The sequence below is a fragment of the Sporosarcina saromensis genome, from assembly GCF_054901285.1.
In genome coordinates this window covers 344,447-371,076 of the sequence record NZ_CM142738.1, presented here as the reverse complement: position 1 = coordinate 371,076, position 26,630 = coordinate 344,447, and the positions used below count along the sequence as shown (strand labels likewise).

The window sequence follows — 26,630 nt, the reverse complement described above, 5'->3', positions numbered from 1 at the left end:
AGATTAAGGTATAGCAAACAGGGAGGTAAACGGAATGGAACCATATAAAACAGTATTGCATGCACAAAATGTTCGGAAGTCATTCGGCTCACGGGGGAATGTGCAACACGTCTTAAAAGGTATCGACTTACGTGTGATGGAAGGTGAATTTGTTGGCATCATGGGGGCGTCAGGTGCCGGGAAGACGACACTTTTGAACGTCCTTGCGACAATTGACCGCACGACGGAAGGATCGATTCTCATTGGGGATTCGGATATTTCGAAAATGAAAGATCGTGAACTGTCCGCGTTCAGACGTGATCAGCTAGGATTCATCTTCCAAGATTATAATTTGCTCGATACGTTGACTGTGAAAGAGAATATTTTATTGCCCGTATCGCTCGGAAAGATGAAAAAGCGCGTGGCGGAGGATCAGTTCAATACCATTGCGGATTTGTTAGGTATTAAAGAGTTGGCGAATAAATACCCACACGAAATTTCAGGTGGTCAGAAGCAGAGGACGTCTGCAGCACGCGCGCTTATCAATAAGCCATCGATGGTATTTGCGGATGAACCGACAGGCGCGCTCGATTCAAAATCAGCTTCTTCACTGCTTGGAACATTGGAAGATGTGAATAAACAACGTGGTGTCACGATCATGATGGTCACTCATGATCCTGTTGCGTCAAGCTACTGCAGCCGTGTCGTCTTCCTGAAAGACGGAAATATTTATTCCGAATTATACCGGGGTGATAAAACGAGACAAGCGTTCTTCCAGGAAATCCTGAAAGTGCAAGGTGTGCTCGGGGGTGACAGCGTTGACGCTCTTTGATCTCGTCGTTCGCAGTATGCGAAAGAATATCAAGCACTACTATTTGTATTTTTTTGCGCTCATTTTTAGTGTTGTGTTGTATTTTGTATTTGCTACGTTGCAGCATGATCCGGCGGTTGTTGAACAATCGGGTGGAAAAATGGGAACTGCGTTTAAGGCTGCAGGTATTCTGTTGCTGTTTATAGCAGGGATTTTCGTCGTTTATGCGAATGCAATTTTTCTAAAAAGAAGAAGCCGAGAAATCGGTCTTTACCAGTTGATCGGGCTAACAAAAGGTGCAGTTGCACGACTGTTAATTTTGGAAAATACGCTGCTTAGTGCAGGGGCGTTGGCAATTGGAATCGGTGCTGGCATCCTCGTGTCACGTGTGTTTTTATTGTTGCTCATGAAATTAGTTGGGTTTGATGGATTTATTGAGCTGACATTTTCGAACACGGCAGTTTTGCAGACGGTTGTTGTGTTCATTGCAATCATTATCCTAACTTCCGTGCAAATGCTTATTGCAGTGCGTCGTACAACATTGCTTGGCCTTTTTAATGCCGAAAAGCAAGGTGAACATCCGAAAAAGCCAAAAACTTTTCGATCGGCTTTTCTTGCACTACTTGGTATCGCCCTTATTGCATTCGGCTATTGGCTGTCGGGGCGTATGCTGAACACACTCCTTTTCTTCAATATGATCGCAGTATTGGCAACGACCATCCTTGGGACCTTTCTCATTTTCCGTGTGACGATCAGCTGGCTCTTTTACCAGATTCGCAAGCGGAAACAAGGTCATCTGGGATTGGTCAACAGCTTGTCAATCGCGCCGATTATGCACCGGATGAAAGGCAACGCAAATTCGTTGACGATTATTACGGTATTGTCTGCCATGACGCTGACGATGCTGGCTGGCGCATATTCTTTGTTTTATTCGACAGAAAAAGAGACGCGCTTTGCGATGCCGTTTGACTTCATGTTTGAAGGGGAATTGTCTCCGCGGTTTTATGCGGAAGATATGCAGGTCGGGGATTTTGAAGAGGAACTGAAAAAAGAGGGTATTGCCTATACGACCACGGCAATAGAGTATCTCAATGTAGGAGGCCGTTATGAGAAAGGGGTATTCCCTGCTTTCATTCGCTCGTCGGATGAACTATACGGTGCTATTTTAATAAGCGCCGAGAAGCTACAGGAAGCGGGTCTTTCCGTTGAAACGCCTGCTAAGGGAGAGGCCATCTACCACAGTGCGTCCATGAGTGTGATGGCAAAAGATATCCATTTTCCATTCGGCGTCTTCTTGAACACGCGTGATGGAGAGAAAGCCTTTACGGTAAGAAAACCGGGAGAAGGGGATGTGCTGAACGACCGATATGAAGCGCAATTTGTCGTAAGTGAAGCCGATTATGAAGCATACAAGAGAGTCATGCCTACGGAAGCCGAGCTATGGAATGTTGTTGTCGTCAACATTGTGAATCCGGAGCAGCTCGCTGAAGCTTCAGCAATCCGAACCCAACACTGGGAGGAAGGCACATGGGCTCGCGGCGTCGATTTTTACTCGATGTATCAGAATGCCATCCAGGCGACTGGCCTGCTCATTTTCATCGCCGGATTTTTAGGGTTAGTCTTCTTGATCTCGACGGGCAGCATCCTGTATTTCAAACAAATGACGGAGGCGGACCAGGAGAAGAGAAGTTATGCGACGTTGCGCCAGTTAGGCTTCACGGTACAAGACATTATGGGTGGCATTATTCGCAAACAACTATTTGTCTTCGGAGTACCGTTACTGATTGGACTGCTACACTCTATCTTTGCGATTAAGGCAGCATCTTTCATGTTCATGTCCGATATTACTGTGCCCGCGTCGATTGCAATGAGTATTTACGCACTCATTTACATCATGTTCTGCTTCTTGACAGTAGGGTATTACCGTAAAACAGTGAAAGCAGCTTTTTGAGGGGTGGAATGATTTGTGGGCGGTGATAAGGTTTCTTGCAACGATAGGGGAGAGTGGCTGGAATCCATGTAACCGGAAAACTAGATGGGCGAAAAGAGGATTGTAGGAAATTTCCTGAAAACAAGAGAATCGGTGATAAAGTGCCGAGAATCGGTGATAAAGTGCTCCCAATCGGTGATAACGGGGCTCAAATCGGTGATAACGGCAAAAAGCCGATTGAGCCCAACGAGATTTGTAGGAAATTCCCTGAAAGCACGCGAATCGGTGGTAAAGTGTCTAGAATCGGTGGTAACATGGCTCAAATCGGTGGTAAAGTCGCTTGAATCGGTGGTAACTTGCTGAGAAACGGTGGTAATCACCAGCGAATCGGTGGTAACGGGAATATGCCTTCACCATGCTGTATTACTTAGAGAGAAACTGACTGGAAAAGTGCGAATCGGTGATAAAGTGACGAGAATCGGTGATAACTGCTCGAGAACAGGTGATAAAGTGCTCCGAATCGGTGATAACGACTCGAGAACCGGTGATAACCACCTCCGAACCGGTGATAACGGAGGAATACAGCTACAACCATGCAACCTATCGTAAAAGGAAACTATCTGTTAACTCCATCCCGCAATAACGACAACTCCTTCGTTCCCGCACAATATATAGAAATCATCTCAAAACGTCGTGTCCGTGTGACTCGGCGTTTTAGGCTTTTATTTGAAAAGAGGTATTTTTTATGTAGATAGGGTAAAGACGAAGGAGATGTGATAAATTTATTGCTTAAGGAGTGATGACGATGAAAGTGTTGGAATGGCTCGTTGGACCGGCCAATGATTTTTTGTGGACGTACATATTGATCGGGCTTTTATTAGCGGGCGGTTTGTATTTTACGTTCCGGACGAAGTTTGTGCAATTTCGTCTGTTCCGGGAAATGTTCCGGCTCATCGTGGAGAAGAAGGGGAGCGATGATGGCGTATCTGCGTTCCAGGCATTCACGATTAGTGCGGCGTCTCGGGTTGGAACCGGAAACGTGACGGGGGTTGCGTTGGCAATCGGAATTGGTGGTCCTGGTGCTGTCTTTTGGATGTGGGTCATAGCGTTGATTGGTATGGCGACTGCGTTTGTAGAGAGTACGCTTGCGCAAGTGTATAAAGTGAAGGATGGCGACACATTCCGTGGGGGTCCTGCCTATTATATGGAAAAGGCGTTAGGTTTCCGCAAGTTAGGTATTGTTTTTGCTATCTTATTGACGCTTTGTTTTGGATTCATCTTTAACGCTGTGCAGTCGAATACGATTAGTCAGTCGTTTCATGATGTGTTTAATCTTCCTTTTTGGGCTGTTGGAGTAGCGCTCGTTCTGTTGACGGCTGTCATTATTTTTGGTGGCGTTAAGCGGATTGTGAAAGTGACACAATCGATCGTACCGGTTATGGCGACGTTTTATATTTTAATTGCACTCTTTGTTGTGTTAATGAATAGTAGTGAAATTCCTGCAATGATTGCATTGATTTTTGAGCATGCATTTGGGATTAAGGAAATGGCAGGCGGCGGTGTCGGAGCAGCGTTAATGCAAGGTGTCCGTCGTGGTTTATTTTCCAATGAAGCAGGGATGGGTAGTGTGCCGAACGCAGCGGCAACTGCAAACGTTTCACACCCGGCGAAGCAGGGACTTGTGCAAAGTTTAGGCGTGTTCTTTGATACGATCATTGTTTGTTCTGCGACTGCCTTCATTATTATTCTTGCAGGTCTTTACGATAAAGGTGAAGAAAGTGGCATCATTTTGACGCAGGCTTCTATGGAAGTGCATGTCGGATCTTGGGCGCCGTACTTCATTGCGATCGCTATTATGTTCTTTGCATTTAGCTCCATTATTGGAAACTATTATTATGGTGAAACGAATATTGAATTCATCAATGCGCATAAGTCTTGGATGGTAGTGTACCGAGTAGCGGTTCTCGGCATGGTCATGTTTGGTGCATTGGCGAAAGTGGATATCGTTTGGAGTATGGCGGATTTATTCATGGGCATGATGGCGATTCTGAACTTAGTTGTCATTCTGTTGCTTGGGAAAGTCGCTTTTAAAGTGTTGGATGATTTTTCTACGCAACGCAATCAAGGGAAGGATCCGTATTTAAAGCAAGTTCAGTGCCTGGGTTAAAAGGCGCGGACTGTTGGGAAGATAAACACGAACTGTGACGCAAATAAAACCGATCGCTCCCTCTGACGGGACGATCGGTTTTTCCTTTTTACATTTCTTGAGGTGCTTGCATGCCTAACAGTCGCATTGCTTCCGTCAGCACAATGGTCACACTATGGATGAGTGCAGTACGATAAGGAAGTTGGGCTGTATCGGAGAGCACTTTTACATTTCCGTAGAACGAATTGAATGCTTGTGCGAGATCGACGGCATATTTTGCAATAATGGAGGGATCTAATTCGTCCGTTGCACGCTTGACGACTTGCGGGAATTGCTCAAGCAACTTAATCGTTTCCCATTCGTAGTCATTCACTTCAGTCACTTCGAATGAATCAACCATACCTGCTTTTCGCAAAACGGAGTGCGCGCGGGCATTCGTATATTGAATATACGGTCCGGTTTCACCTTCGACTTGCAACATCGACTCCAAGTTGAATTCGATATCGTGTTTGCGGTGTTGTTTCAAGTCGCTGAATAAAATTGCCCCGACCCCGACAGCTTCTGCCACATCGGATTGATTGGCAAGTGTCGGATTCTTCTCTTCAATCGTCCGTTGCGCCAACTCAATCGCTTCTGTCAGTACTTGTTCTAGCAAAACGATTTTTCCTTTACGCGTGGACATTTTCTTTCCACCTTGTAAAATAAGCCCGAACGGTACATGGTGCATCTCTTCTCCCCATGCATAGCCCATCTTACTGAGCACATGCTTCACTTGAGTGAAATGCAAACTTTGTTCATTCCCCACGACGTATATGGATTTGACGAAATCATACGTGTTTTTACGGTCGATTGCTGCAGCCAAGTCGCGTGTGGCGTACAACGTAGCCCCGTCTGATTTTTTGATTAAACAAGGCGGCATCGTCTCACCGAGATCGACAACTTGCGCACCGTCAGATTCAACTAATAAACCCTTTTCTTCGAGTTCTTCTACGACAGGTAGCATTTTATCATTGTAGTACGCTTCTCCGTTATACGAATCGAACTCCACACCTAGCAAGTCATAAATGCGTTGGAATTCCTTCAGCGATTCCGTTTTGAACCATTTCCATAAAGCAAGCGCATCGGCATCGCCATCTTCCAATGCTTTAAAAGCAGCACGGCCTTCGTCATTCAAGGAAGCGTCCTGCTCCGCTTCTTCATGGAACCGGATGTACAGCTTCAACAATGTTTCAATAGGTGCCTGCCGAACATCTTGCTCATTGCCCCATTTCCGATAAGCAGTTAGCAACTTTCCGAATTGGGTGCCCCAGTCACCGATATAGTTGATCTTTACAGGTTTAAACCCGCTTTTCTTCAGCAATAAAGCAATGGAATTCCCAATGACCGTAGACCGTAAATGCCCCATGGAAAAAGGCTTCGCGATATTTGGTGATGAAAGATCAATTGTCACAACGCCGTCATTGCCTTCATTTGACGATCCGAAAGTGGAACCTTGCGTGACAATCGTATGCAAAATATCGTTTGAAACACCATTTCGGTCCAAAAATATATTTACATACCCATTCACGGCTTCTGCTTTGCGAATGGAAGGGTGCTGTATAGAAGCAGCGATTTCTTCTGCAATCATTGCAGGTGATTTTCGAAGGATCTTTGCAAATGGGAAGCAAGGCAAGGCAAAGTCACCTAGATGTGCATAAGCAGGACGCTCCAACGCATGCTCTTCCAACGGGATCGGACTGACGGACTGTAAAATTTCCAAAATCACATTTTTCATTTCCTAAACTCCTTTTTAGGCATAATAAAAAGCCTCCATCTCAAACGATTGAGACGAAAGCTTGTTCCGCGGTACCACTCAAATTGCCTGCAATCCAGGCCCCTTTCTCCTAACGGCGAGACACCGGCTTCTCCTACTGAACTCAGAAAAGCATCTTCGAAGTGCGCTTCACGATCTCCCTTCACCAGGCTCCCACCACCCCCAGCTCGCTACAGAAATAAAAGACCGTTACTCTCTTCATCATCGATATTGTATCTGAATGTACCAAAATGGAAGTGCGATGTCAATAGGCACTGCGAGTAGATGGATTCCAATGGAAATTATTCCTTTACGAAAAAAGAAAATGCGAAGATTGCTTCTCCCTTAATCTCTCCATTCCATCGAAGGATAGCGGAAAAAAAGTATCTCCCCGGTTCCTGAGGGGCTTTGAAAGTGTGGCTGCCATTGTTCTCATCTATGGTTTCAACTGTTGTTTCTTCGCCTTTAAAATGTTGGATAATCTCCGGTTCATCTATATACCATGTTGCATCGGGGGTGTTAAAACTCGAGTTTAGCTTCATGATTACAAGTTCATCCTCTTGCTGAACAATCATCGCAGGATAGCCTTTCACTAACTCTTCTGGATCATGAGGTTGGAGGTTATTGCATTCCTTTCCTTCTTCTTCCCAACAAGATTTATCACGTATTGCATAAGTGGCCCCACCCTCTTCCTCTGGATCTTTAATACCGACAAAAATCTCAGGTCTTTCTAACGTTTCACTGAGTGTCTGCTCTGTATCTCCAGGCAATTTTGCTTCGCCTTCGTCATTGGGTGAGCATCCGAAAAGAAGGAGGAATAAGGATACCATTAACAAAAAAACCTTATAGCTCATTTTAAAAATCTCCTTTTTTGTAATTAATAGTAATATGGTAACATAAGTAAGAGTTTATTATCAATAAAATTATGATAAATCAAAAAATATATTTGATAGATAATGAGTTTCCAATTTGCGAACGCTCTGTTTTAGGAGCGGTTGTTTGTTTGGGATAAAATCGTCGCCTAAAAACTGGGCGAGTGGTGATAAAGAGAGGTTAAGCGGTGATAAAGTGCTGATAAGCGTTGATAAACGGTCTACAAGCGGTGATAAAGTGCCGATGAGCGGTGATAAATCCTATTGAACCGGTGATAACGGGAAAAAGTTGTTTCTGGGCAGGGGTTGAAGTTGAATTACAGCTGAAAACAGGCGAATCGGTGGTAAAGTGGTTGGAATCGGTGATAACAGCTCGAGAATCGGTGATAACGCCGTTAGAATCGGTGATAACACGCTCCGAATCGGTGATAAACCCGTTTGAACCGGTGATAACGGGAAAAAGGTTGTTTCTGGGCAGAGGTTGAAGTTGGAATTCTACTGAAAACAGGCGAATCGGTGGTAAAGTGCTTAGAATCGGTGGTAAACCCGTCCGAATCGGTGGTAACTGCTCATGAACCGGTGAGAACGGGAAAACTCCCTATTATTAAGCACAATCTCCTTTAATCCCCTCGCCGCTCGACAATTTCCGAGCCGACCATTTACCCATAATAAAACTCCCAAATCTCCACCAAAAAAATAGGTCAAATCCACCTTATTATTTTCATACATGTTCTTTGCTTCAAAAGTAACTTCTACAAAATTCAACAAAAAATATACGTTCCCCTTATGAATCGATTCGTTACGACTATTCCTCATTTACAATTTCTGTTTCTATTAATCATCTTCCCTAAAATCCTACTGCCCTTTTGAAAGTTTGAAATTCAATTATAACTTTTTAGCTATTTACGATTAGAACACAACATGTTAGGGTAGTTAAAGAGAAAAGAACACTATATATAGTATTTGCGATGAAATGGTACCAAGTTCGGTTTAATAGGGAATCCGCTAGTCGGAGCTGTCCCCGCAACTGTGAACGTAGACGACCGCCTCATGACCACTGTGACAAGCACGTTGCGGGAAGGGGAGACGGAAGGATGAAACGTCAGCCAGTAGACCTGCCATTCATCGTCGAGCGACACTTTCTTCGGGGGTTGAGAAGTGGAAGTGAATCCGTGTAATGCTTATATGTAAGCATTGTTCCGATTTGTTTCTACAACTTACAACAAAGCGATGACTCCTTGGGAAGGTTGACTCATGGCTTTTTTTATTTTTAATTAACACTTAAATTCTTTAATTCCCGGCAACGCCGGTAACTAGTATAGAAGGAGCGGGATTATTTTGACAATCATGCGTGAACAGACAAGCGGAGCTGATCTGCTGGACAAGCTGCAAGCCGAATTCGGAACGGAGAAATTACAACCATTACTGCTAGCGAGCGAACGTTGGAACGAGCGTCATCCGGAAGCGAGCCGTTCGGAATGGGCGAAAGCGATGATTCTGGAGTGCTTGAGCAATATTGATGAGGCGTCTTCTTATTGGACATTCGTCGCGGCACGCATTTATTTAGATGATGTGTATGCACGCCAAACACAAGCGCGTGGTGTCGAAGTGTATACAGATTTCGCGAAAAATGTCGAAAAACTGGTGCAACAAGGTTTGTACACACCTGTACTGACAGAAAAATATTCACATGATGAGTTGAATGAGCTCGGTCGTTTCCTTGAACCGGAGCGGGACAAGCTATTTACATATATCGGGCTAAAGACACTGATGGATCGCTATGCGGCAGTGAATTTTGATAAACAACCGGTCGAGTTGCCACAAGAACGTTGGATGATCATTGCCATGACGCTAATGCAAAACGAAACGGACAATCGTCTAGGGAAAATTGCTGAAGCGTACTGGGCGATGAGCAATTTGTACATGACCGTTGCAACACCTACTTTGTCGAATGCAGGGAAGCCACATGGTCAGCTATCAAGCTGTTTCATCGACACGGTTGATGATTCCTTACAAGGTATTTATGACAGCAACACGGACATTGCCAATTTGTCGAAATATGGCGGTGGAATTGGTGTATATATGGGGAAAGTCCGTTCACGTGGGTCCTCTATCCGTGGGTTCAAAGGAGCATCCAGTGGTGTGCTTCCATGGATTAAACAACTGAACAATACTGCAGTTAGTGTCGATCAGCTTGGCCAACGCCAAGGTGCGATCGCAGTGTATCTTGACGTGTGGCACAAAGACATTTTCACATTCCTTGACCTGAAACTGAACAACGGGGATGACCGTCTGCGCGCGCATGATATTTTTACAGGCGTTTGTATGCCGGATATTTTCATGGAACAAGTGGAAGCGCGTGCCGAGTGGCATTTATTCGACCCGCACGAAGTCCGTACAGTGATGGGGTATTCGCTCGAAGATTTCTATGACGAGTCAAAAGGGCAAGGCAGTTTCCGCGAAAAATATGAGGAATGTGTCAACCATCCTTCATTGACGAAAGAGACAGTTCCTGCGATTGAAATTATGAAGCGCATCATGCGTAGCCAACTGGAAACAGGGACGCCATTCATGTTTTATCGTGATGAAGTAAACCGGGCGAACCCGAACAAACACGAAGGTATGGTGTACTCGAGTAACCTTTGTTCAGAAATCATGCAAAATATGAGTGCGACGCAATTTGAGTCCGTAACGCTCGAAGATGATATTGTCGTCACACGTTCAAAACCAGGCGATTTCGTCGTTTGTAACTTGTCTTCAGTTAACCTTGGTCGTGCTGTACCGGCTGACGTTTTGGAAAGATTGATTACGATTCAAGTGCGCATGCTTGATAATGTCATTGATTTGAATAAAATTCCGGTTGTCCAAGCGCAACGGACGAATTCCCGTTACCGTGGAATCGGACTTGGAACATTCGGTTGGCACCATTTGTTAGCATTGAAAAATATTCAATGGGAATCCGATGAAGCAGTGGCGTACGCGGATGAACTCTATGAAAAAATCGCCTTCTTGACGATTAAAGCTTCAATGGAATTGGCGAGTGAAAAAGGGGCTTATCCATTGTTTGAAGGCTCTGATTGGCACACTGGTTCTTATTTCGAAAGACGCGATTACCAATCGGAAGAATGGCAGGAGCTACGTGCGAATGTCGCAGCAAACGGGATTCGAAACGGCTATCTGATGGCGGTTGCGCCGAATAGCTCAACTTCGGTCATCGCAGGTTCGACAGCTTCCATCGACCCGATTTTCAAGCCGTTTTATCACGAGGAGAAAAAGGATTACAAGTTACCGGTCATTGCACCGGATTTGGACCACAACACGTACGATGTGTACCGCCGCTCCGCGTATATTGTGGACCAACGTTGGTCGATTAAGCAGAATGCGGCTCGACAACGTCATGTCGACCAATCCATTTCGTTTAACGTGTACGTGCCGAACAACATCCGTGCGTCCGTCTTGCTCGATTTGCATATGCAAGCTTGGAAGTCCGGCATGAAAACGACCTATTATACACGTTCGACGGCTTCCGACATTGAGGAGTGCGAATGGTGTCATTCCTAATTGCGTATGCTTCGTGGAGCGGCAATACGCAAGAAGTGGCGGAACTAGTAGAGGAAACGTTGCTGCGTGAAGGAATGGATGTGACTGTGCATCGGATTGGTTTAGGGCCTGTACCAGATCCCCGCCAATTCGATGCGATAATCGTCGGTTCATTCACATGGGATAAAGGGGCGACGCCGGACGAAGTGAAAGATTTTGTCTTGGACGTCGGATATAAGCCGGACAATGTATACGTATTTGGAACGGGTGATACGCAGTTTGGCGGAGACGACCTGTTTTGCAATGCTGCAGTGAAGCTCGCGAAGTTTTACGCGTCACGCATGGCTCCCCTGAAAATTGAACAAAGTCCACGTGGCGCGCAAGAACAGACCGTCATTGACTGGGCGAAAGGAGTTTTACAACAATGGAAACACTCACACGCGTTAAAGTGCTGAATCCAGCAAATCCAAATAAATCAACAGCGATTTTTGGTGGAAAAGCGAGCGGCATCCTGAATTGGAATGACCTTGCACATCCACATTTCTATACATTACGACAAAAAATCCGTTCACTATTTTGGACGGCGAATGAAGTCGATATGACACAAGATGTTAAGCAGTTCGGCAACTTATCGAAAGCCGAGCAGGAAGCATTTTTGAAAATTATCGGTTTGCTGGCGACACTTGACGGACCGCAAACGGTCATTGCGATGAAAATTGCAGACTTTGCAACTGATCCTTCGGTAAAATCGATCATGGCAACAATTGCCGATCAGGAAAGTGAGCACAACCACAGTTATGCTTACGTGTTATCATCCGTCACGACATTGGACAAGCAGATGGCTTCATTTGAAATGGGACGTAGCGATGAAGTGCTCATGAAGCGAAACGAACGGATTGTCGACATTTACAACGAATTCGCAGAGAATCCGACGATTGAAACTGTCTTAAAGGCGATGGTCTATACGACGCTATTGGAAGGCCTATTCTTCTATAGTGGCTTTGCGTTTTTCTACAATCTTGCACGACACCAGAAGATGGTCGGAACGTCTACTATGATTTCGTATATTAATCGCGACGAGTTACAGCACGGAAAAGCAATTAGTGACATTTTCCGCGCAACCCTTGCCGAAAATCCTGCCTACAATACAGAAGAATTTACGGAATGGATTTACGACCAATTCCGCCACTCCGTTGAACAGGAAATCATCTGGAGTAACTATGTGCTAGGTGGAATCGAAGGGATCGACTTGGACGAAATGGCTGGCTACGTCAAATACCGAGCAAACAAAATGTTGCGTATGCTCGGACTAAGCGAAATCTATCCAGCGTACACGGATAACCCGATGAAGTGGATCCGCGCGTATGTCGATAGTTTTGACGATACAAAAACCGATTTCTTTGAGCAAACATCGAGACAGTATGTGAAGACAAGCGATTTGAACGGGTTTGATGATTTGTAAGGTAGAGTATAGTGACTAGTAGGGAAGGACACCTTTTCGATGTGGGAAGGGGTCCTTCTTTTTTGTGTGCAAATTGAGGCTAGTTAATGAAGATTTAAAGGGCGAATCTCAATTAACAGGAAATGGATCTATATGATAAACTATCAATACCAACAATTAGGAGGAAAGAGAGATGGAAATCTACTTTTTAGGGGCAATTGCACTCGTCGCAGTGTTTTTTGTCATTACGTATGCTGTTCGAATAGGCATTGATACGTCTAAGCAAATGCAAGCCATTAGAAGGGAAATGATTGCACTGAGGAATCAGATAAAACGACTAGAAGAAGACAAATGAGCTCGTATCGTTCGTCGTAAGAAGCAGACGACATGTAATGTCGATAAATGTCGAAGTATAAAGAAGGAGAACAGCAAACCGCGTGAAATGGATATAAGAGGCTATTTTTCACGCGATTTGATGATTGAAGGAAATGATTAATTAAAATAGGTAGCTTCGTTTGGACGATTTTCCAACATCTTGATTAAATTTAACAGTAACCGTTTCTCCATCTCTCCACGTAAATACAATGGATGCCATTTACCAAGTGCATGATGTGCATCGTGCAACTTGCCAATTGCACCGTTTAGATCGCCTTGTCGATACAATTGTAGCGCCTGTCGTTTGAAGTCGATCACTTTGTCGACTTTACTGATTGATTGGAGAAGTGCTTCGACTCCTGGATGACTTGTCAGCTTTCCTTCGAACAACAAAGCTGTCGTAAAAGTAATTGCAGCCATATCAGCATAATAGTCAGGTTTGTTGACGGCTAGATTGTCAATAACCGGTTGCGCAAGGGCGGTTACGCGGCTTGCTTCATTCGGAAAATAGTAATACCCGATCGTTTGCAAGTAGATTTTACTCATAGGGTCGTCGGATTGAACGAGTAATTCTAGTTTCTGAATGAATGCTGGTGACCACTCCTTCACGTCTTCCACTTGCAAACTTTTCGTCGCCATGGTATACCCCGTAAGCATGACGGTATCTTGCTCTGTTTTCAGCTTTTGTAAGACCAACCCATCCGTCATGACGCTGCTTGCCATAGCAGGCTTCAAGTTCATTGTGCCTAACAGAATGTTTAGTAGACCAAAGATAAGAAAGAATGGCTCGTGCCACGTGAAGAAAGCAAGCGCGAGTGAAAGGGCACCTAGCACAATGTTTGTGATAGGTCCCCCATAGACATAACGAATGAGTTTTTTACGCATAATGTGCTTATCCAACTGTTCAGGAAATACCATCATGGCTCTGCCTAAGTACCCAAGAACCGAGGGGACGAGATGGAAATACAACTTTCCTTTATACCGTTCGATGACGAATGGGCCGACACTTAGATTGAGTAACTGCATCCCTTGGCCACGCCCTGCGATGAAGTGTCCCATTTCGTGCAATAAAATGCCAAGAAAGATGCTGGCAAAAAGACTTACAATGACGACTGCCGCTGATCGGATGGACCACGGTTCTGGGTAGATGATGAAGTAAAGGACTGCCAAAAACCCAATCAATCCACCAACCATAAAGGCCGACAAATTTTTCAAAATAAACACCTCAGATTAGTTAAAAACAGTTTTGTAAATGAACACGAGAAGAACAGCGATGCAAAAGCTTATGAATAGCTTTATAACTTGTTTCATCTTAATCTATCATCCTTTTTCTGTAAATGATATTGGTTACAATGAAAGACACAACGACCCATGCAGCGATGATTCCTAATTCAACAAGTACATCACCGAAACTACCGCCAGCTTCCACTTTTGTCGCTAATTCAATGAGTTGGATGTTCGGCAAGTACAAAGTGAATTTCAAAATTGGATAACTATCCGCTAATTGTGTAATAAACGATCCAAGCGAAAAGATGAGAATGACAGGCATCACAATCAATGAAGCTTCCATTACCGATTTTGAATAGAGACCTAGAATGGTTCCGATCGCGATGTAAAATAAAGAAGATAACACGACAGCAACAACGATGACTGCTGTATCAGCCGGTTGGTATCCGGATAAATACGAAGTTAGCACAATGACGCCCAACGTCAAAATGAAACTAAGCAAACTTTTTCCACCAATAATCTCCATTGTACTAGCTGGCGATAGCATCAGTCCGCGCAATGTATTCTTTTCTTTTTCTTCAGCAATTAAACAACATTGGACGAAAGTTGCTACCATTGCCATTGCTAAGTTGATTAATAAATAATGAGAGGTGAGATCTTCCACACCTGCACGTCCATACATAAAGCCTAAGCCAATCGGAACGAATAACACGGAAGAAACCGCCCAGTTTCGTGAAAAATCCTTGAAATCCTTTTGAAAGATTGCGTTAACACGTTTTAATGAAATGTTCATGCCAATTTCCTCCCTGTCACTTCTACAAAAATTTGACCAAGCGTCGGTTCGTTTGAGTGTATGGTTACAACTTGGTTGTTCTTCATATAGTCGAAGAGTTGCTGTGCACCTTCAGCTCCTGCAGGTAAGATTACTTTCTCCTCATTTACTAATTCGACAGTGAGTGTCGAATCAGAGTACATTTTTCTAAGTTTATCTGGTTGATCCAACAGCTGAATTTTGCCCTTATTTAAAAAGGCAACGCGGTCACACAACGCTTCTGCCTCTTGCATGTCGTGCGTTGTGAGAAAAATGGTGGTTCCTTTCACATTAAGCGCTCGCAAACCTTCGTGGATATGCAAGGAATTTGTCGGGTCGAGTGCAGATGTTGGCTCATCTAGGAATAGTAGTTCCGGCTCGTGTATGAGTGCCCGTGCTAACGTCACACGTTGTGCCATCCCTTTCGATAACGTAGAAACCTTTTTCTGTTTTGCCTCTCTTAGATTCACAGTATCGAGTACTTCATTAATCTTTGAATGGGGCAGGTCATATAAATCACAATAGAGCTTAAGGTTATCATGGATTGACAATCTTCCGTACAAGCCACTGTTATCTGTCAGTACACCAAAGCGTTTTTTGTATTGTGGTTTCTTCATCTGAGCAACAGGATCACCAAATACGGTCGCAACTCCATTTGTAGGAGTAAGTTGCCCGGTCAATATTTTAATCGTCGTTGTTTTCCCTGATCCGCTCGGCCCTAGGAAGCCAAATATTTCTCCTCTCTTCACATGAAAGTCGACACTTTCAATAGCTGTTTGATTCCCAAAAACTTTCGCTAAACCGCTCACTTCAATTATGTTGTCCATTTTCATCCTCCTAAGTCGATCGCTTACGCAATTCATTTCGTACTCTTAGCATAAGCAAAGATAAAAGGAAGTGCATTTGAATTCAGGTGAAAAGAGCACACGTGAAGTTGAATGGAGCATAAAAAGAGTTGAATGAACGGATAATAGCATAGGAATTTTGTACGTCTAGCCACATGTAGAGTGAAAAACGCTATTTCCACGGTTGAGTTGGAACAGTAAATGGTTGTTTCATAGCACATGGAGAACCCTTTGCTTGAAAAGCTTGGAACGATGATAGGTTACGTCATGTGATGGATGGGTACCGTATTTGTAGGATTGGGTTACGGTACTTAACTACAATAAAGCATTTACTTTGGCAACTAGTAAAGCACTAAACAGAACCCTTGAAACTGGTCTCTTCAATGCTCTGTTTAGCGATGAAAAATTTGCGCTTAATGCGTGGGAATTGTCGTATTATTTCCGAGGAAATAATACAATTTCCAACAGGTTTAGAGTCCAAGCATCTCTTTTAGCTCGATCATCTTGGATTTTGATAAAGGAATTGTCGATTTGTCTTTATCATCTAGCACAAGACTATAGCTATTTCTAGTCCACGTAATGACTTCACGTACTTTTTGTAAGTTTACGATATAGGATCGGTGGCATCGAAAGAAACCAAATGGCAACAATCTTGTCTCCAAATCGTTTAATGTCGACACGGAAGGAAACGATTCTCCCTTAATATGTAAGAAAGATTGTCCGTCATTACTTTCAATATAATCAATTTCCGGTGGATCAAATAGAACGATTTTGTCATTCACCTTCGTCGGAATTTTTTCGAGACGAACTGGAACGATTGATTCCTGTATCGTTTCTTCACGTTCCAAGGAGGGTTCTTCATGAATAGCAAGCTTCGTAGAAATGGCACGAAGCCCATTTTCGTCTAACCGGAAAATTTCATCCGCCATCGTCACGGCGCTCTCCATATTCCCTGTAATGATGAAAGTTGTTAAGTTTTGTTTTTTGAGTCGTTCAATCGTTGATAATAAGATCCGTTTTGATTCCAAATCAAGATTTTGGTCAGGCTCTTCCAGCACATAGATTGATGAATCTTGGATGAGAAGACAGGCAAGTTGTACACGCTTTCTCTCTGAATAGGATAAGTGCTTAATTTTTATGTTCCGCTTCGTTTCCAAATGCGTTAATTCAATTACATCGTCAATACATATTGAAGTCTCATAGATCCGCTTAGTAAATCGTAGCATTTCTTCTATTGATAATCGTTCATAAAGTCCGGCATGTAAAAAGAAGTAACCAATTCGTCGTTTATGGTTGGAGATTGTCTGCTCATCGACACGGATTTCACCTGTAGATAATCTTGTTTTATCAAGTAAAAGGTTCATCAGTTGCTCACGCACATTTACACTTGAATAAATCGCCACCGTTTTCCCAGGTATGACTGATAAATCAAATGCAGGGAAAATGATTGCATCATGAATTCTTTTTTCCGCGTTAATAAATTGGAGTGACACGGAACATTCCTCATTTCTACAAAAATCTCTATTTTCTATTCAGTATAACAGTTTTTGTATTGTTACGAAATTTCTTAGGGGAAAAGGAGGATAATTGATAGGGAGAGAGAGTGATGTCTCAAAACTGAGGTTAACTCGTGGAGACGGTGGTAAAGTGCTTGGAAACGGTGGTAACGGCTCGAGAATCGGTGGTAAAGTGCTTGGAAACGGTGGTAACGGCTCGAGAATCGGTGGTAAAGTGCTTGGAAACGGTGGTAACGGCTCGAGAATCGGTGGTAAAGTGTTTGGAAACGGTGATAACGGAGAATCTCGAACTTCTCACGTTGTTACAGCAACGACTACATCGTTAGTAGTTACGATTCCAACTCAAGCCATTGAATAATATTTATAGGCGGTATATTCTGTATAGAAGGACGATTTTTCGGGTGCGTTAAGAATGAGTGCCAAGAGTGAAGGAGTTTTTAAATGATGAATGCGTCGAATGAGCAGTTGTCCAATTTGCTTTTGCAGCTGTATGGGAAGTCGGATGAGGCGATTTTCTTTTTTGATCGGCAGGGGAAGGTGCTGTCGATGAATGCGGCAGCAGAAAATATCTTGGAGAAAGATGTATATGAGCAAATGATGGCGGGGAGCACGAAGGCGATTTGTCGGACGTGTAAAGGGTATATGAGTGCGGATGAAGTGCAGACTTGCCATGCGTGTTATATGTCCGAACCAAATCAGGATATTGGCTCGTTTCAAGTGTATTTTGAGACGAAGGGAAGGGGTGTCATTCCTTATTCGGCGAGTATTCAGACGATCGATGAAGCGACGGGTGTTCGGGTGTTCATGTTACGTGATTTGACGGATCAGTATCGGACACAAGACGAGTTGAACCGGAAAATGATGATGAAACGGGTCATTAAAGCGCAGGAAGATGAGCGGAAACGGTTGTCGCGTGAGCTGCATGACGGAGTTGCGCAGGAGATGCTCAGTTCGTTAGTCGACTTGCGTGTGTTGAAATATATGACAATCGAAGAAGATGTGTTGCAGAAAGTGCAACAGACAGAAGGATCGCTAATGCGTTTGTTGGACGATATCCGTCACTTGTCTGTCGAATTAAGGCCGGCAACTTTGGATGATTTAGGATTAGAGGCTGCGTTCCGAACGCATTTCAAGTGGATTGAGAAGAATTATGGACTTCACGTGAATTTTCAAGCAGCTTTAGAGACGAAGCGTTATGAAAATGAAATTGAGACAGTCGTTTACCGCGTTTGCCAGGAGGCTGTCTTTAATGCATTGAAGTATGCGGAAGTGGATGAAGTTGTCGTTCGTTTGCATGAGGAAGAAGGTTACCTTCATTTATTCGTCGCGGATGAAGGGAAGGGGTTCCAGATGCAAGAGATGTCTCCGAAAGGTACGGGGCTTGGTATTTATAGCATGCAAGAAAGGGCGGATCTTGTGAATGGCGAATTTAAGATCCGGTCAGAAGTAGGGAAAGGTACTGTCATCTTGCTGAAAGTGCCTGTGAAAGGGGGAGATAAAACATGAAAATAGTCATTGCAGATGATCATGCGGTCGTGCGCAGTGGCTTCATGCATATCCTTAATTTCCAAAAAGATATGGAAGTTGTAGCGACAGCGGCGGATGGCTTGGAAGCGTATGATGTAGTGGCAAAATACCAGCCGGACATCTTGTTGATGGATTTGAGCATGCCGCCCGGGGAAAGTGGGTTAATTGCCACGGGGAAAATTAAAGAAAATTTTCCTGAAACACGAATCGTTATCTTGACGATGTATGACGATGAAGAATACTTGCATCACGTCATGAAGAACGGGGCGTCGGGCTACGTGTTGAAGAATGCGCCTGACGAAGAGTTGCTTCATGCAATTCGTACGGTATATCAAGGTGGACAATACATCCAGCAGTCAATGGCTAATTCGTTCGTTACACGACTTGACAATCGAGAGCAGGATGGAGAAACGGATCCGTATAAGATTTTGTCGAAACGGGAAATTGAAATTTTGCCGCTCGTCGCCAAAGGCTATGGCAATAAAGAAATCGCTGAAATGTTGTATGTATCCGTGAAAACAGTGGAAGCGCATAAGGCGAAATTGATGGAAAAGCTTCAGTTGAAAAGTCGGCCAGAGCTAGTTGAATATGCCTTGCGCAAGAAGTTTTTGACTTTTTGAATGGTGAAGGAATTGTACAAAGTGTAGGCTAGTTAGTTATGCGGCGATTTTGAGAAGTATGCGGCGTTTCGGTGGAATATGCGCCGTTATAAGTAAGTATGCCGCGATTAGTGAGTTAATGCGGAGTTTCATTGATTTATGCCGCGTTTGGCTGGATATGTGCTGATAGTAGTAGCGCGGGAATTTATTGTAGCTGGACTTTCCTCTCGCGCTAAATGCCTTTGACAAGCTAAGGGTTTACTTATAGAGGGCGGCCTGGATATGCGGCGTTTAGCTAGATTATGCGGCGATTTTGAGAAGTATGCGGCGTTTTGGTGGAATATGCGCCGTTTTAGTCAAGTATGCCGCGATTGGCGAGTTAATGCGGAGTTCCAATGATTTATGCCGCGATTGACTGGATATGTGCTGATAGTAGTAGCGCGGGAATTTATTGTTGGTGGAGTTTCCTCTCGCGCTAAATGCCTTCGACAAACTAAGGGTTTATTCGGGGAATGATTCAATTAACGAAGCTGCGCGATTGCTGGATAATAGTGAGAATGTGGGGGTGAATAGGACATGGAAAATCGATACTCACGTCAGACGTTGTTCAAACCGATTGGGCAGGAGGGACAACAACGGTTAAAACAAGCGCATGCTGTTGTCATTGGTTGTGGCGCATTAGGCTCGCCAATTGCGGAAATGCTAGTACGTGCTGGAATTGGAAAGCTAACCATCGCAGATCGTGACTATGTAGAGATATCCAATTTGCAACGACAGCAATTGTTTACAGAACAGGATGCGTTGGACGGCGTGCCAAAAGTAGTTGCTGCAGCAAGAAAACTGAAGGAGATTCGCCAAGATTGCGAGATTCGTACTGTGTTAGATCACGTTGATGGATCGCTTCTTGAAGAACTCGTCAAGGATGCAGCTATTATTATGGATGCGACGGACAATTTTGAAACGCGTCTGCTCATGAATGATGTCGCTTGGAAGCGTGGAATTCCTTGGATTTATGGCGCATGCGTCGGCAGTTCGGGGACGGTTTTTCCATTTATTCTTGGTAAGACTGCTTGTTTTCGTTGTTTACTTCCTGTTCTTCCGGCTGTGAATGAAACGTGTGATACGGCGGGTATCATTGCGCCAGCTGTACAAACAGTGGCGGCAAGACAGACTGCGGAAGCGTTGAAATGGTTGACGGGCAATGAGGATGCGATGATGACAAAGCTTCTCCATTTTGATGTTTGGCATAATACACAAGTGGAAGCAGGCATCGCTCGTTTGCAAAATGCCCAGTGCGAAACGTGTGGCGCGGCACCAACTTATCCATCGATTCAACAAACGGAAGCGACAAACTATGCGGTGCTTTGCGGAAGAGATACGGTCCAAGTCATTCCTGCTAGCAATCGACGATTGTCCATTCAAGATGGAGAACGTGTGGCAAAACGGCTTGGTTCTACCTATAGAACAACGAAGTATTTCATTGAATTCCACGCAGAAGGGTATCGATGTGTGTTATTTGAAAACGGCCGTTTATTAATTCACGGATTAAGAGATCGGCATGAAGGACGGAAACTGTACCATCAATTGTTTGGATAAAGGAGTGAAATCATTGTCACATCTGCATGAAATGGATAAGAAAAGCTCGATTGGCATCGCTGTGTTGACAGTTAGTGATACGCGGACGAAGGAAACGGATAAAAGTGGTGGAACGATTATCCAAAAGGCTGAGGCGGCTGGACATCAGATTGAAGATTACAAGATTTGTGTTGATGAAAAGGAAGAGATTACAGACATCGTGAAAAAATGGTCGAAAAATGCTACAATTGAAGCAATTATCATCACGGGCGGATCTGGAATCGGCAAGCGTGATATTACGATTGAAGCGGTGACGCCTTTATTCTCCAAAATAATTGATGGATTCGGAGAATTGTTCCGATTTTTAAGTTATACGGAAGATGTCGGATCCAAAGCGCTGCTAAGCCGTGCGACGGCGGGTGCAATAGAGGAAAAGGTGTTATTTGCGTTGCCGGGTTCTTCCAAAGCGGTAGAATTGGCGATGGATAAGTTGATCCTCCCTGAATTGCACCATATCGTTCACGAGTTGACAAAGCATTTGAGATAAAGACTTGCACGTCGAAAATGCTAAGTAGATTGCCTACATAAAGGGCTTTTGACTTTAATTCCATGGAGGCGACAATTCTCGGATTGTGAGTGACCAAGCTTCGGTGATGGAGTTAATTTTTTCTATATTGAACCCGATAAATAAGCTTCATTAATCAGTCGTTCGCTCAAAGTCGCCATTTTTGCCGCCTGTTTTTTTCATTAACATCGTGGGCCCGATGACCATTTCTTTTCCTGCTGCTTTGCACATGTCGTATATGGTCAATGCGGCTGCGGATGCGGCGGTGAGGGCTTCCATCTCGACACCGGTGACACCTTTCGTCTTCACTTCTGCTTGAATGTGGATTTCGTAAAGGTTGTCGGCTTCGTTGATGTGCCAGTCGAAGTGAACATTTACACCTGTTAATGGAATCGGGTGGCACATCGGAATGAGTGATGCCGTGTTTTTAGCTGCCATGATCGCGGCAACTTGTGCAACGGCAAAGACATCTCCTTTTTTATTCGTCCCATCTGTTATTTGCGCATGGATTGCTGCATTTACACGGATGGAAGAAATGGCGATGGCTGTTCGTGTTGTGACTGCTTTGTCGGATACGTCGACCATTTTGGCCCGACCTTGTTCGTTAAAATGTGTGAGTTCGGACATGTTGTTCATTCCTTTCGTGAGGGTTGTAAATAAAATCATACATAATCTTATACATTGAATCTATTCGTAGTATAGCAGAGAAGGGGGACGAATCGTATGGTGGAAATGAGAAAGCCGATACGTGTTGCAGAAGCTGTGAAGCGTGTCATGAATGAAGTGGTGTCTATTGGTACGGAAGTAATTGATTTGGAAGATGCGTATGGCCGCGTTTTAGCTGAACCCATTATCGCCAAACATGATGTACCGCCTTTTGATCGATCGCCTTATGATGGATTTGCAATTCGTGCGATCGATTCCGCTGGAGCGACGGGCGATTCTAGAATCACTTTCAACGTTGTCGGTGAAATTGGTGCCGGTTATGTTGGAGAGCGGCCGATCGGTGAAAAGGAAGCATATCGGATTATGACGGGTGCGCAAATGCCAGAAAACGCGGACGCTGTTGTCATGTTGGAGCAGACGGTGGAAACAGCTACTGGATTCACGTTGCGTAAGCCGTTTGAGTCAGGTGAAAACATCTCTTATCAAGGTGAAGACTGCAAGAAAGGTGAACAGCTGATCGAAGCGGGTACGCTTATTCATCCAGGAACAATTGCTTTGCTTGCCACTTTCGGCTATGCACAAGTGAAAGTGGCGAAACGACCGGTTGCCGGTATTTTATCAACAGGAACCGAATTATTAGATGTGTCGGAAGCGCTTGTACCGGGGAAAATTCGCAATTCCAATGGCCCGATGATTCGTGCACAACTCGAGCGGATGGGCATCGCGTACCGTTCTTACGGGATGGCGGCGGATGAGCTCGATCATTGCACAACAGTCGTGAAGAAGGCGCTGGAAGAGACGGATTTCCTCATTACGACGGGCGGGGTATCTGTCGGCGATTACGACTACTTGCCTGTCATTTATGAGCGGCTCGGAGCGAAAGTGTTGTTCAATAAAGTCGCGATGCGTCCGGGGAGTGTAACGACTGTCGCGGTGTTGGACGGGGAATTGCTGTTCGGACTTTCAGGCAATCCGTCTGCGTGCTTTACGGGGTTCGAGCTGTTTACGAGACCTGCGATTCTTCAGATGATGGGTGATACAGCCCCTTATATGCCGAGGATGGCCGCGACATTGGGCGAAGATTTCACGAAACCAAATCCGTTTACGCGGTTCATACGTGCTACTTGGACATACACACCGGATAGGGTTGTGGCAGTACCTGCGGGGTTTAATAAATCAAATGCCGTTTCTTCGATTGCACGAGGGAATTGTCTCATTGTATTACCGAGCGGAACACGCGGTTATGAAGCGGGAGATGTCGTCGATATTCTCCTACTTGGCAGTGAACAAGGCGTTCGTGAGTGGACGTTATGAAAACGCTCCATGTCGTCGGCTACAAAAACAGCGGGAAGACGACGCTTATGAGTCGGTGGATCCGTTTATTGAAGGAGAAGGGCTTTACGGTTGCTGTATTGAAGCATCACGGACATGGTGGCAAACCCGATATGCCGGATCGAAAAACGGACACGATGCAGTTTATGGCGAATGGTGCTGACGCCACGCTTGTAGCAGGTGGCGGGGCCGTGCAGTTTGTTTGGAATGAAGAGCCGGATTTTGTGCAATTAAAGCAGTTGGCTCGTTACGGAACGCCCGACGTGTTATTGATTGAAGGGTATAAAGGAGAAGTAGGTGATAAAGTCGTTTTTGTTCGTGATGATGCGGAATGGGAAACGCTTCGGCACGTGCAAGGTCGGCAACTTGTCATCGGTTATGCGCCAATGAACGTTGAGTGCATACATATTCATTCACGTGAGCACGTTGAACAAATCGATGACTGGTTCATAGAGTGGATCGGAAAGGGGAATGGCAATGAAACCGTTTGAAATTGTCGAAACACCGATTGATATCCAGAAGTATTCTGATTATGTATTGCACCCTTCAGCAGGTGCCGTCACAATCTTCACAGGTAACGTGAGAGAGTGGACGCATGGCGTAAAAACGTTGTACCTTGCGTATGAAGCGTATATACCTATGGCGGAAAAGAAGCTTGCACAAATCGGGGCGGAGATGGAAGCGAAATGGCCGGGCATCCGAGTTGCTATTGCCCATCGGATCGGTGAGCTGCAAATTTCGGATATTGCGGTCGTCATCGCGGTTTCGTCCCCTCATCGAAAGGCGGCATATGAAGCGAATGAATATGCGATTGAACGGATTAAAGAAATTGTTCCGATTTGGAAAAAGGAAATTTGGGAAGACGGAGAAGAATGGATTGGGGCACAAAAGAAGTATCCGGAAAAGGGGGTGGAGCAAGCATGATTCAAGTGCATTATTTCGCGAGACTGCGGGAATTGACCGGTAAAGGACAGGAGACACTCCATCGCGATTCAATGACAGTCAGTGAACTGTTGGACTGGGCGGAGGCGACGTATCCTGGATTTGGTGCAGACACGATTCAAGTGGCGGTGAATGAAGAGTATGCATTGAAAGGTGATGTCATCCATTCGGGCGATGTGTGTGCGTTTATTCCGCCGGTGAGTGGTGGCTGATGAAAACGGTTGGTATCCTCCTAGCAGGCGGTTTATCAAGACGGTTCGGATCGCCAAAAGCTTTTGCGAAATGGAATGGCGCTTCGTTTTATGAGTTGTCCCTGCGTGCATTGAGCCCGTTTTGTGACGAGGTTGTCATTGTGACGCGGCCGGAATTAGTGGATGCATTTCCAAGTGAGCTTTTTGTAATTACAGATGTGGAGGCGTTTGCTGGACAAGGACCGGTTGCTGGGATTTTATCAGGAATGGAAACGGTCGAGGCGGATCGGTACATTGTGCTGCCATGCGATATGCCGTTGTTGAGTGCTGAAACGATTGGTCGGTTAGTTGCATGTCATGTGTCCGGTGTCACAGCAGTCATTTCAGATGGGAAGCATCATCCACTCGTATCGGTGTGGGATCGGGATGCGCAATCAGTGTTAAGAAGTGCGTTGCTGGAAGGGCAGCGACGGGTGATGAACGTGCAAGAAAAAGTTGGCGTGCGTTGGGTTCAAGGAGCAAGTTTGACGGAAAATGCTTCGGAATTCATGAATGTAAATACGCCACATAGTTTGAAGGGAGTGGACGGTTATGCAAACGATTGTCGATAAATTAGGTCGACCGATCCGTGACTTGCGCATTTCGGTGACGGACCGTTGCAATTTCCGTTGCTCTTACTGCATGCCGAAAGAAGTGTTTGGTGATGATTATGTGTTTTTGCCGAAAAGTGAGCTGCTTTCTTTTGAAGAAATGGAGCGGTTGGCACGTATTTTTGCTTTGCTTGGCGTGAAGAAGCTTCGTTTGACGGGTGGGGAACCGCTTATGCGGCGGGATATTGCGACGTTAATTGCGAAGCTGACGAAAATTGACGGGATTGAAGATATTGGGTTGACTACGAATGGCGTGTTGTTGGGGCAACAGGCGCAAGCGTTGTACGACGCAGGGTTGCGGCGCTTGAATATGAGCCTCGATGCGTTGGATCCGGATATTTTTGGTGAAATGAACGGCCGTGGCATTAAGCCCGATCTCATTTTACGTAATATTGATCGTGCGAAGGACATCGGTTTCACAATGAAAGTGAATATGGTTGTGAAAAAAGGTGTCAATGAATGTGAAATCCTTCCGATGGCTGCGTACTTTAAAGAGCGTGGTATTACGCTCCGCTATATTGAGTTCATGGATGTCGGTAATGACAATGGCTGGAGTTTTGACAGTGTTGTCACGAAGAAGGAGATCTATGAGCGGCTTGCTGCGAAATATGAGATGGAGCCTGCAGAAGAAGCGTATTTTGGTGAAGTGGCGAAGCGATATCGCTATGTCGACAATGGGGCGGAAGTCGGATTCATTACGTCGGTGTCGGAGTCGTTTTGTTCAACGTGTACGCGCGCGAGACTATCGTCTGAAGGAAAGTTGTACACATGTTTATTCGCTACGGATGGGTTTGATGTGCGGGCATTAATTCGAAGTGGTCTGTCAGATGAAGAAGTGATGGATCAGCTGATTGGCGTTTGGGAACGTCGGGCGGATCGGTATTCTGACGAGCGGACGGAACAAACCGTGAAAAATCGGAAGAAGATTAATATGAGTTATATTGGTGGATGAAGGAAGTGCTTTGCGGCTGTGCGGAAAAGTCGGCGAAGCGCTTTTTTTGTTGGTGTGGCGGTAGGTAGTAAGTCATGAAATGTTCATTAGAATTGTGAAAGTGATTGATAGAACTGCGCAAGTGATTGATAGGGGAATTGCGCGGAGAAGAAAACACTAGTTGGTCAAGTGCATGTGGCGCGATGGATGAAAAGTTGTTATTCGATGACGAGTTCCGCGGAGTATTGGAAGGCCAGGTAATAAGCATCTCGCGCAGAAAGCCTTTTACAAATAAGTGGTCTGTGCAGCTTGTACATCATAGTTCGAAGGTAACGAAATGGTGATAACTTTTATTATTCGATCGAT

The 26,630-nt window shown here is 44.8% G+C and carries 26 protein-coding genes, 1 pseudogene, 1 riboswitch and 1 other annotated feature; of the genes and pseudogenes, 20 read left to right on the top strand and 7 right to left on the bottom strand.

The window, feature by feature from the left end; all coding sequences use genetic code 11:
* Window positions 1-34 precede the first annotated feature (34 nt).
* From ACVHUV_RS01645 to ACVHUV_RS01630, 4 genes and pseudogenes are all read left to right on the top strand, one after another.
* On the top strand, window positions 35-811 hold the full coding sequence (locus tag ACVHUV_RS01645; RefSeq protein ID WP_462085907.1) for an ABC transporter ATP-binding protein: 777 nt from the start codon (window positions 35-37) through the stop codon (window positions 809-811).
* The gene (locus tag ACVHUV_RS01640; protein WP_462085906.1) at window positions 789-2,741 is read left to right on the top strand and encodes an ABC transporter permease; all 1,953 of its coding nucleotides are present in this window, start codon (window positions 789-791) and stop codon (window positions 2,739-2,741) included. Before ACVHUV_RS01645 ends, ACVHUV_RS01640 begins: the two co-directional genes overlap by 23 nt.
* Before the next feature lie 53 nt (window positions 2,742-2,794).
* Window positions 2,795-3,064, top strand: a complete 270-nt coding sequence (locus ACVHUV_RS01635; protein WP_462085905.1) for a hypothetical protein — start codon at window positions 2,795-2,797, stop codon at window positions 3,062-3,064.
* Between the two features lie 461 nt (window positions 3,065-3,525).
* Window positions 3,526-4,925: pseudogene (locus ACVHUV_RS01630) on the top strand (alanine/glycine:cation symporter family protein).
* 50 nt (window positions 4,926-4,975) lie between these two features.
* Here ACVHUV_RS01630 and argS read toward each other — a convergent pair.
* Entirely contained in the window at window positions 4,976-6,640 is a 1,665-nt protein-coding gene (gene argS / locus ACVHUV_RS01625) for an arginine--tRNA ligase (protein WP_462085904.1), read from the bottom strand.
* Window positions 6,641-6,686: 46 nt separating this feature from the next.
* Window positions 6,687-6,893 (bottom strand) — a binding site (T-box leader).
* A gap of 67 nt (window positions 6,894-6,960) precedes the next feature.
* A complete protein-coding gene (locus ACVHUV_RS01620) occupies window positions 6,961-7,512 on the bottom strand; it encodes a hypothetical protein (RefSeq protein ID WP_462085903.1) in 552 nt (183 codons plus the stop codon).
* A gap of 145 nt (window positions 7,513-7,657) precedes the next feature.
* On the opposite strand from ACVHUV_RS01620, the gene ACVHUV_RS01615 reads away from it, so the two are divergent.
* The 5 genes from ACVHUV_RS01615 to ACVHUV_RS01595 all read left to right on the top strand — a co-directional run bounded on the left by ACVHUV_RS01615 (window position 7,658) and on the right by ACVHUV_RS01595 (window position 12,866).
* Complete coding sequence (locus ACVHUV_RS01615; protein ID WP_462085902.1) at window positions 7,658-7,798, top strand: hypothetical protein; 141 nt, start codon at window positions 7,658-7,660, stop codon at window positions 7,796-7,798.
* A 689-nt stretch (window positions 7,799-8,487) separates the two neighbouring features.
* Window positions 8,488-8,667, top strand: a riboswitch (cobalamin riboswitch).
* A 210-nt stretch (window positions 8,668-8,877) separates the two neighbouring features.
* Window positions 8,878-11,091, top strand: coding sequence for a ribonucleoside-diphosphate reductase subunit alpha (locus tag ACVHUV_RS01610; protein ID WP_371391051.1), 2,214 nt, complete (start codon window positions 8,878-8,880; stop codon window positions 11,089-11,091).
* Window positions 11,076-11,525, top strand: coding sequence for a flavodoxin (locus ACVHUV_RS01605; RefSeq protein WP_462085901.1), 450 nt, complete (start codon window positions 11,076-11,078; stop codon window positions 11,523-11,525). Before ACVHUV_RS01610 ends, ACVHUV_RS01605 begins: the two co-directional genes overlap by 16 nt.
* Window positions 11,495-12,532, top strand: a complete 1,038-nt coding sequence (locus ACVHUV_RS01600) for a ribonucleotide-diphosphate reductase subunit beta (RefSeq protein ID WP_371391022.1) — start codon at window positions 11,495-11,497, stop codon at window positions 12,530-12,532. The genes ACVHUV_RS01605 and ACVHUV_RS01600 overlap by 31 nt, the downstream gene beginning before the upstream one ends.
* A gap of 172 nt (window positions 12,533-12,704) precedes the next feature.
* Window positions 12,705-12,866: a hypothetical protein gene (locus tag ACVHUV_RS01595; RefSeq protein WP_462085900.1), complete on the top strand. Its 162-nt coding sequence runs from the start codon at window positions 12,705-12,707 to the stop codon at window positions 12,864-12,866.
* Window positions 12,867-13,003: 137 nt separating this feature from the next.
* Here the strand turns inward: ACVHUV_RS01595 and ACVHUV_RS01590 are convergent, their stop codons facing one another.
* From ACVHUV_RS01590 to ACVHUV_RS01575, 4 genes are all read right to left on the bottom strand, one after another.
* Complete coding sequence (locus ACVHUV_RS01590) at window positions 13,004-14,101, bottom strand: M50 family metallopeptidase (protein WP_462085899.1); 1,098 nt, start codon at window positions 14,099-14,101, stop codon at window positions 13,004-13,006.
* Between the two features lie 97 nt (window positions 14,102-14,198).
* Window positions 14,199-14,906 (bottom strand): ABC transporter permease, encoded by a 708-nt coding sequence (locus ACVHUV_RS01585; protein ID WP_462085898.1) that lies wholly within the window; start codon window positions 14,904-14,906, stop codon window positions 14,199-14,201.
* Window positions 14,903-15,751, bottom strand: a complete 849-nt coding sequence (locus ACVHUV_RS01580) for an ABC transporter ATP-binding protein (RefSeq protein WP_462085897.1) — start codon at window positions 15,749-15,751, stop codon at window positions 14,903-14,905. Before ACVHUV_RS01580 ends, ACVHUV_RS01585 begins: the two co-directional genes overlap by 4 nt.
* A gap of 488 nt (window positions 15,752-16,239) precedes the next feature.
* Window positions 16,240-17,262 carry a LytTR family transcriptional regulator DNA-binding domain-containing protein gene (locus tag ACVHUV_RS01575; RefSeq protein ID WP_462085896.1) on the bottom strand — a complete coding sequence of 341 codons (1,023 nt, stop codon included), beginning with the start codon at window positions 17,260-17,262 and terminating at the stop codon, window positions 16,240-16,242.
* A gap of 94 nt (window positions 17,263-17,356) precedes the next feature.
* Between ACVHUV_RS01575 and ACVHUV_RS01570 the strand changes: the two genes are divergently transcribed.
* The 5 genes from ACVHUV_RS01570 (at window position 17,357) to ACVHUV_RS01550 (ending at window position 21,534) form a co-directional block, all read left to right on the top strand.
* Window positions 17,357-17,644 (top strand): hypothetical protein, encoded by a 288-nt coding sequence (locus ACVHUV_RS01570; RefSeq protein ID WP_462085895.1) that lies wholly within the window; start codon window positions 17,357-17,359, stop codon window positions 17,642-17,644.
* A gap of 86 nt (window positions 17,645-17,730) precedes the next feature.
* Window positions 17,731-18,792, top strand: coding sequence for a sensor histidine kinase (locus tag ACVHUV_RS01565; protein WP_462085894.1), 1,062 nt, complete (start codon window positions 17,731-17,733; stop codon window positions 18,790-18,792).
* Entirely contained in the window at window positions 18,789-19,433 is a 645-nt protein-coding gene (locus ACVHUV_RS01560) for a response regulator (protein ID WP_462085893.1), read from the top strand. The genes ACVHUV_RS01565 and ACVHUV_RS01560 overlap by 4 nt, the downstream gene beginning before the upstream one ends.
* 555 nt (window positions 19,434-19,988) lie before the next feature.
* Window positions 19,989-21,008 (top strand): ThiF family adenylyltransferase, encoded by a 1,020-nt coding sequence (locus ACVHUV_RS01555; RefSeq protein ID WP_462085892.1) that lies wholly within the window; start codon window positions 19,989-19,991, stop codon window positions 21,006-21,008.
* 31 nt (window positions 21,009-21,039) lie between these two features.
* Window positions 21,040-21,534 carry a MogA/MoaB family molybdenum cofactor biosynthesis protein gene (locus ACVHUV_RS01550; protein WP_371391052.1) on the top strand — a complete coding sequence of 165 codons (495 nt, stop codon included), beginning with the start codon at window positions 21,040-21,042 and terminating at the stop codon, window positions 21,532-21,534.
* 150 nt (window positions 21,535-21,684) lie between these two features.
* Here ACVHUV_RS01550 and moaC read toward each other — a convergent pair whose 3' ends face one another.
* Window positions 21,685-22,179, bottom strand: a complete 495-nt coding sequence (gene moaC, locus ACVHUV_RS01545) for a cyclic pyranopterin monophosphate synthase MoaC (protein ID WP_462085891.1) — start codon at window positions 22,177-22,179, stop codon at window positions 21,685-21,687.
* A 96-nt stretch (window positions 22,180-22,275) separates the two neighbouring features.
* Between moaC and ACVHUV_RS01540 the strand changes: the two genes are divergently transcribed.
* Genes ACVHUV_RS01540 through moaA form a run of 6 tightly spaced genes read left to right on the top strand, consistent with a single transcriptional unit; the run spans window position 22,276 to window position 26,285 of the window.
* A complete protein-coding gene (locus tag ACVHUV_RS01540; protein WP_462085890.1) occupies window positions 22,276-23,532 on the top strand; it encodes a molybdopterin molybdotransferase MoeA in 1,257 nt (418 codons plus the stop codon).
* The gene (gene mobB, locus ACVHUV_RS01535) at window positions 23,529-24,041 is read left to right on the top strand and encodes a molybdopterin-guanine dinucleotide biosynthesis protein B (RefSeq protein WP_462085889.1); all 513 of its coding nucleotides are present in this window, start codon (window positions 23,529-23,531) and stop codon (window positions 24,039-24,041) included. The genes ACVHUV_RS01540 and mobB overlap by 4 nt, the downstream gene beginning before the upstream one ends.
* Complete coding sequence (locus ACVHUV_RS01530; protein WP_462085888.1) at window positions 24,028-24,474, top strand: molybdenum cofactor biosynthesis protein MoaE; 447 nt, start codon at window positions 24,028-24,030, stop codon at window positions 24,472-24,474. The genes mobB and ACVHUV_RS01530 overlap by 14 nt, the downstream gene beginning before the upstream one ends.
* Window positions 24,471-24,704 (top strand): molybdopterin converting factor subunit 1, encoded by a 234-nt coding sequence (moaD, locus tag ACVHUV_RS01525; RefSeq protein WP_462085887.1) that lies wholly within the window; start codon window positions 24,471-24,473, stop codon window positions 24,702-24,704. Before ACVHUV_RS01530 ends, moaD begins: the two co-directional genes overlap by 4 nt.
* Window positions 24,704-25,294, top strand: coding sequence for a molybdenum cofactor guanylyltransferase (locus tag ACVHUV_RS01520; protein WP_462085886.1), 591 nt, complete (start codon window positions 24,704-24,706; stop codon window positions 25,292-25,294). Before moaD ends, ACVHUV_RS01520 begins: the two co-directional genes overlap by 1 nt.
* A complete protein-coding gene (moaA, locus tag ACVHUV_RS01515) occupies window positions 25,275-26,285 on the top strand; it encodes a GTP 3',8-cyclase MoaA (RefSeq protein WP_462085885.1) in 1,011 nt (336 codons plus the stop codon). Before ACVHUV_RS01520 ends, moaA begins: the two co-directional genes overlap by 20 nt.
* The last annotated feature ends 345 nt before the right edge of the window (window positions 26,286-26,630 follow it).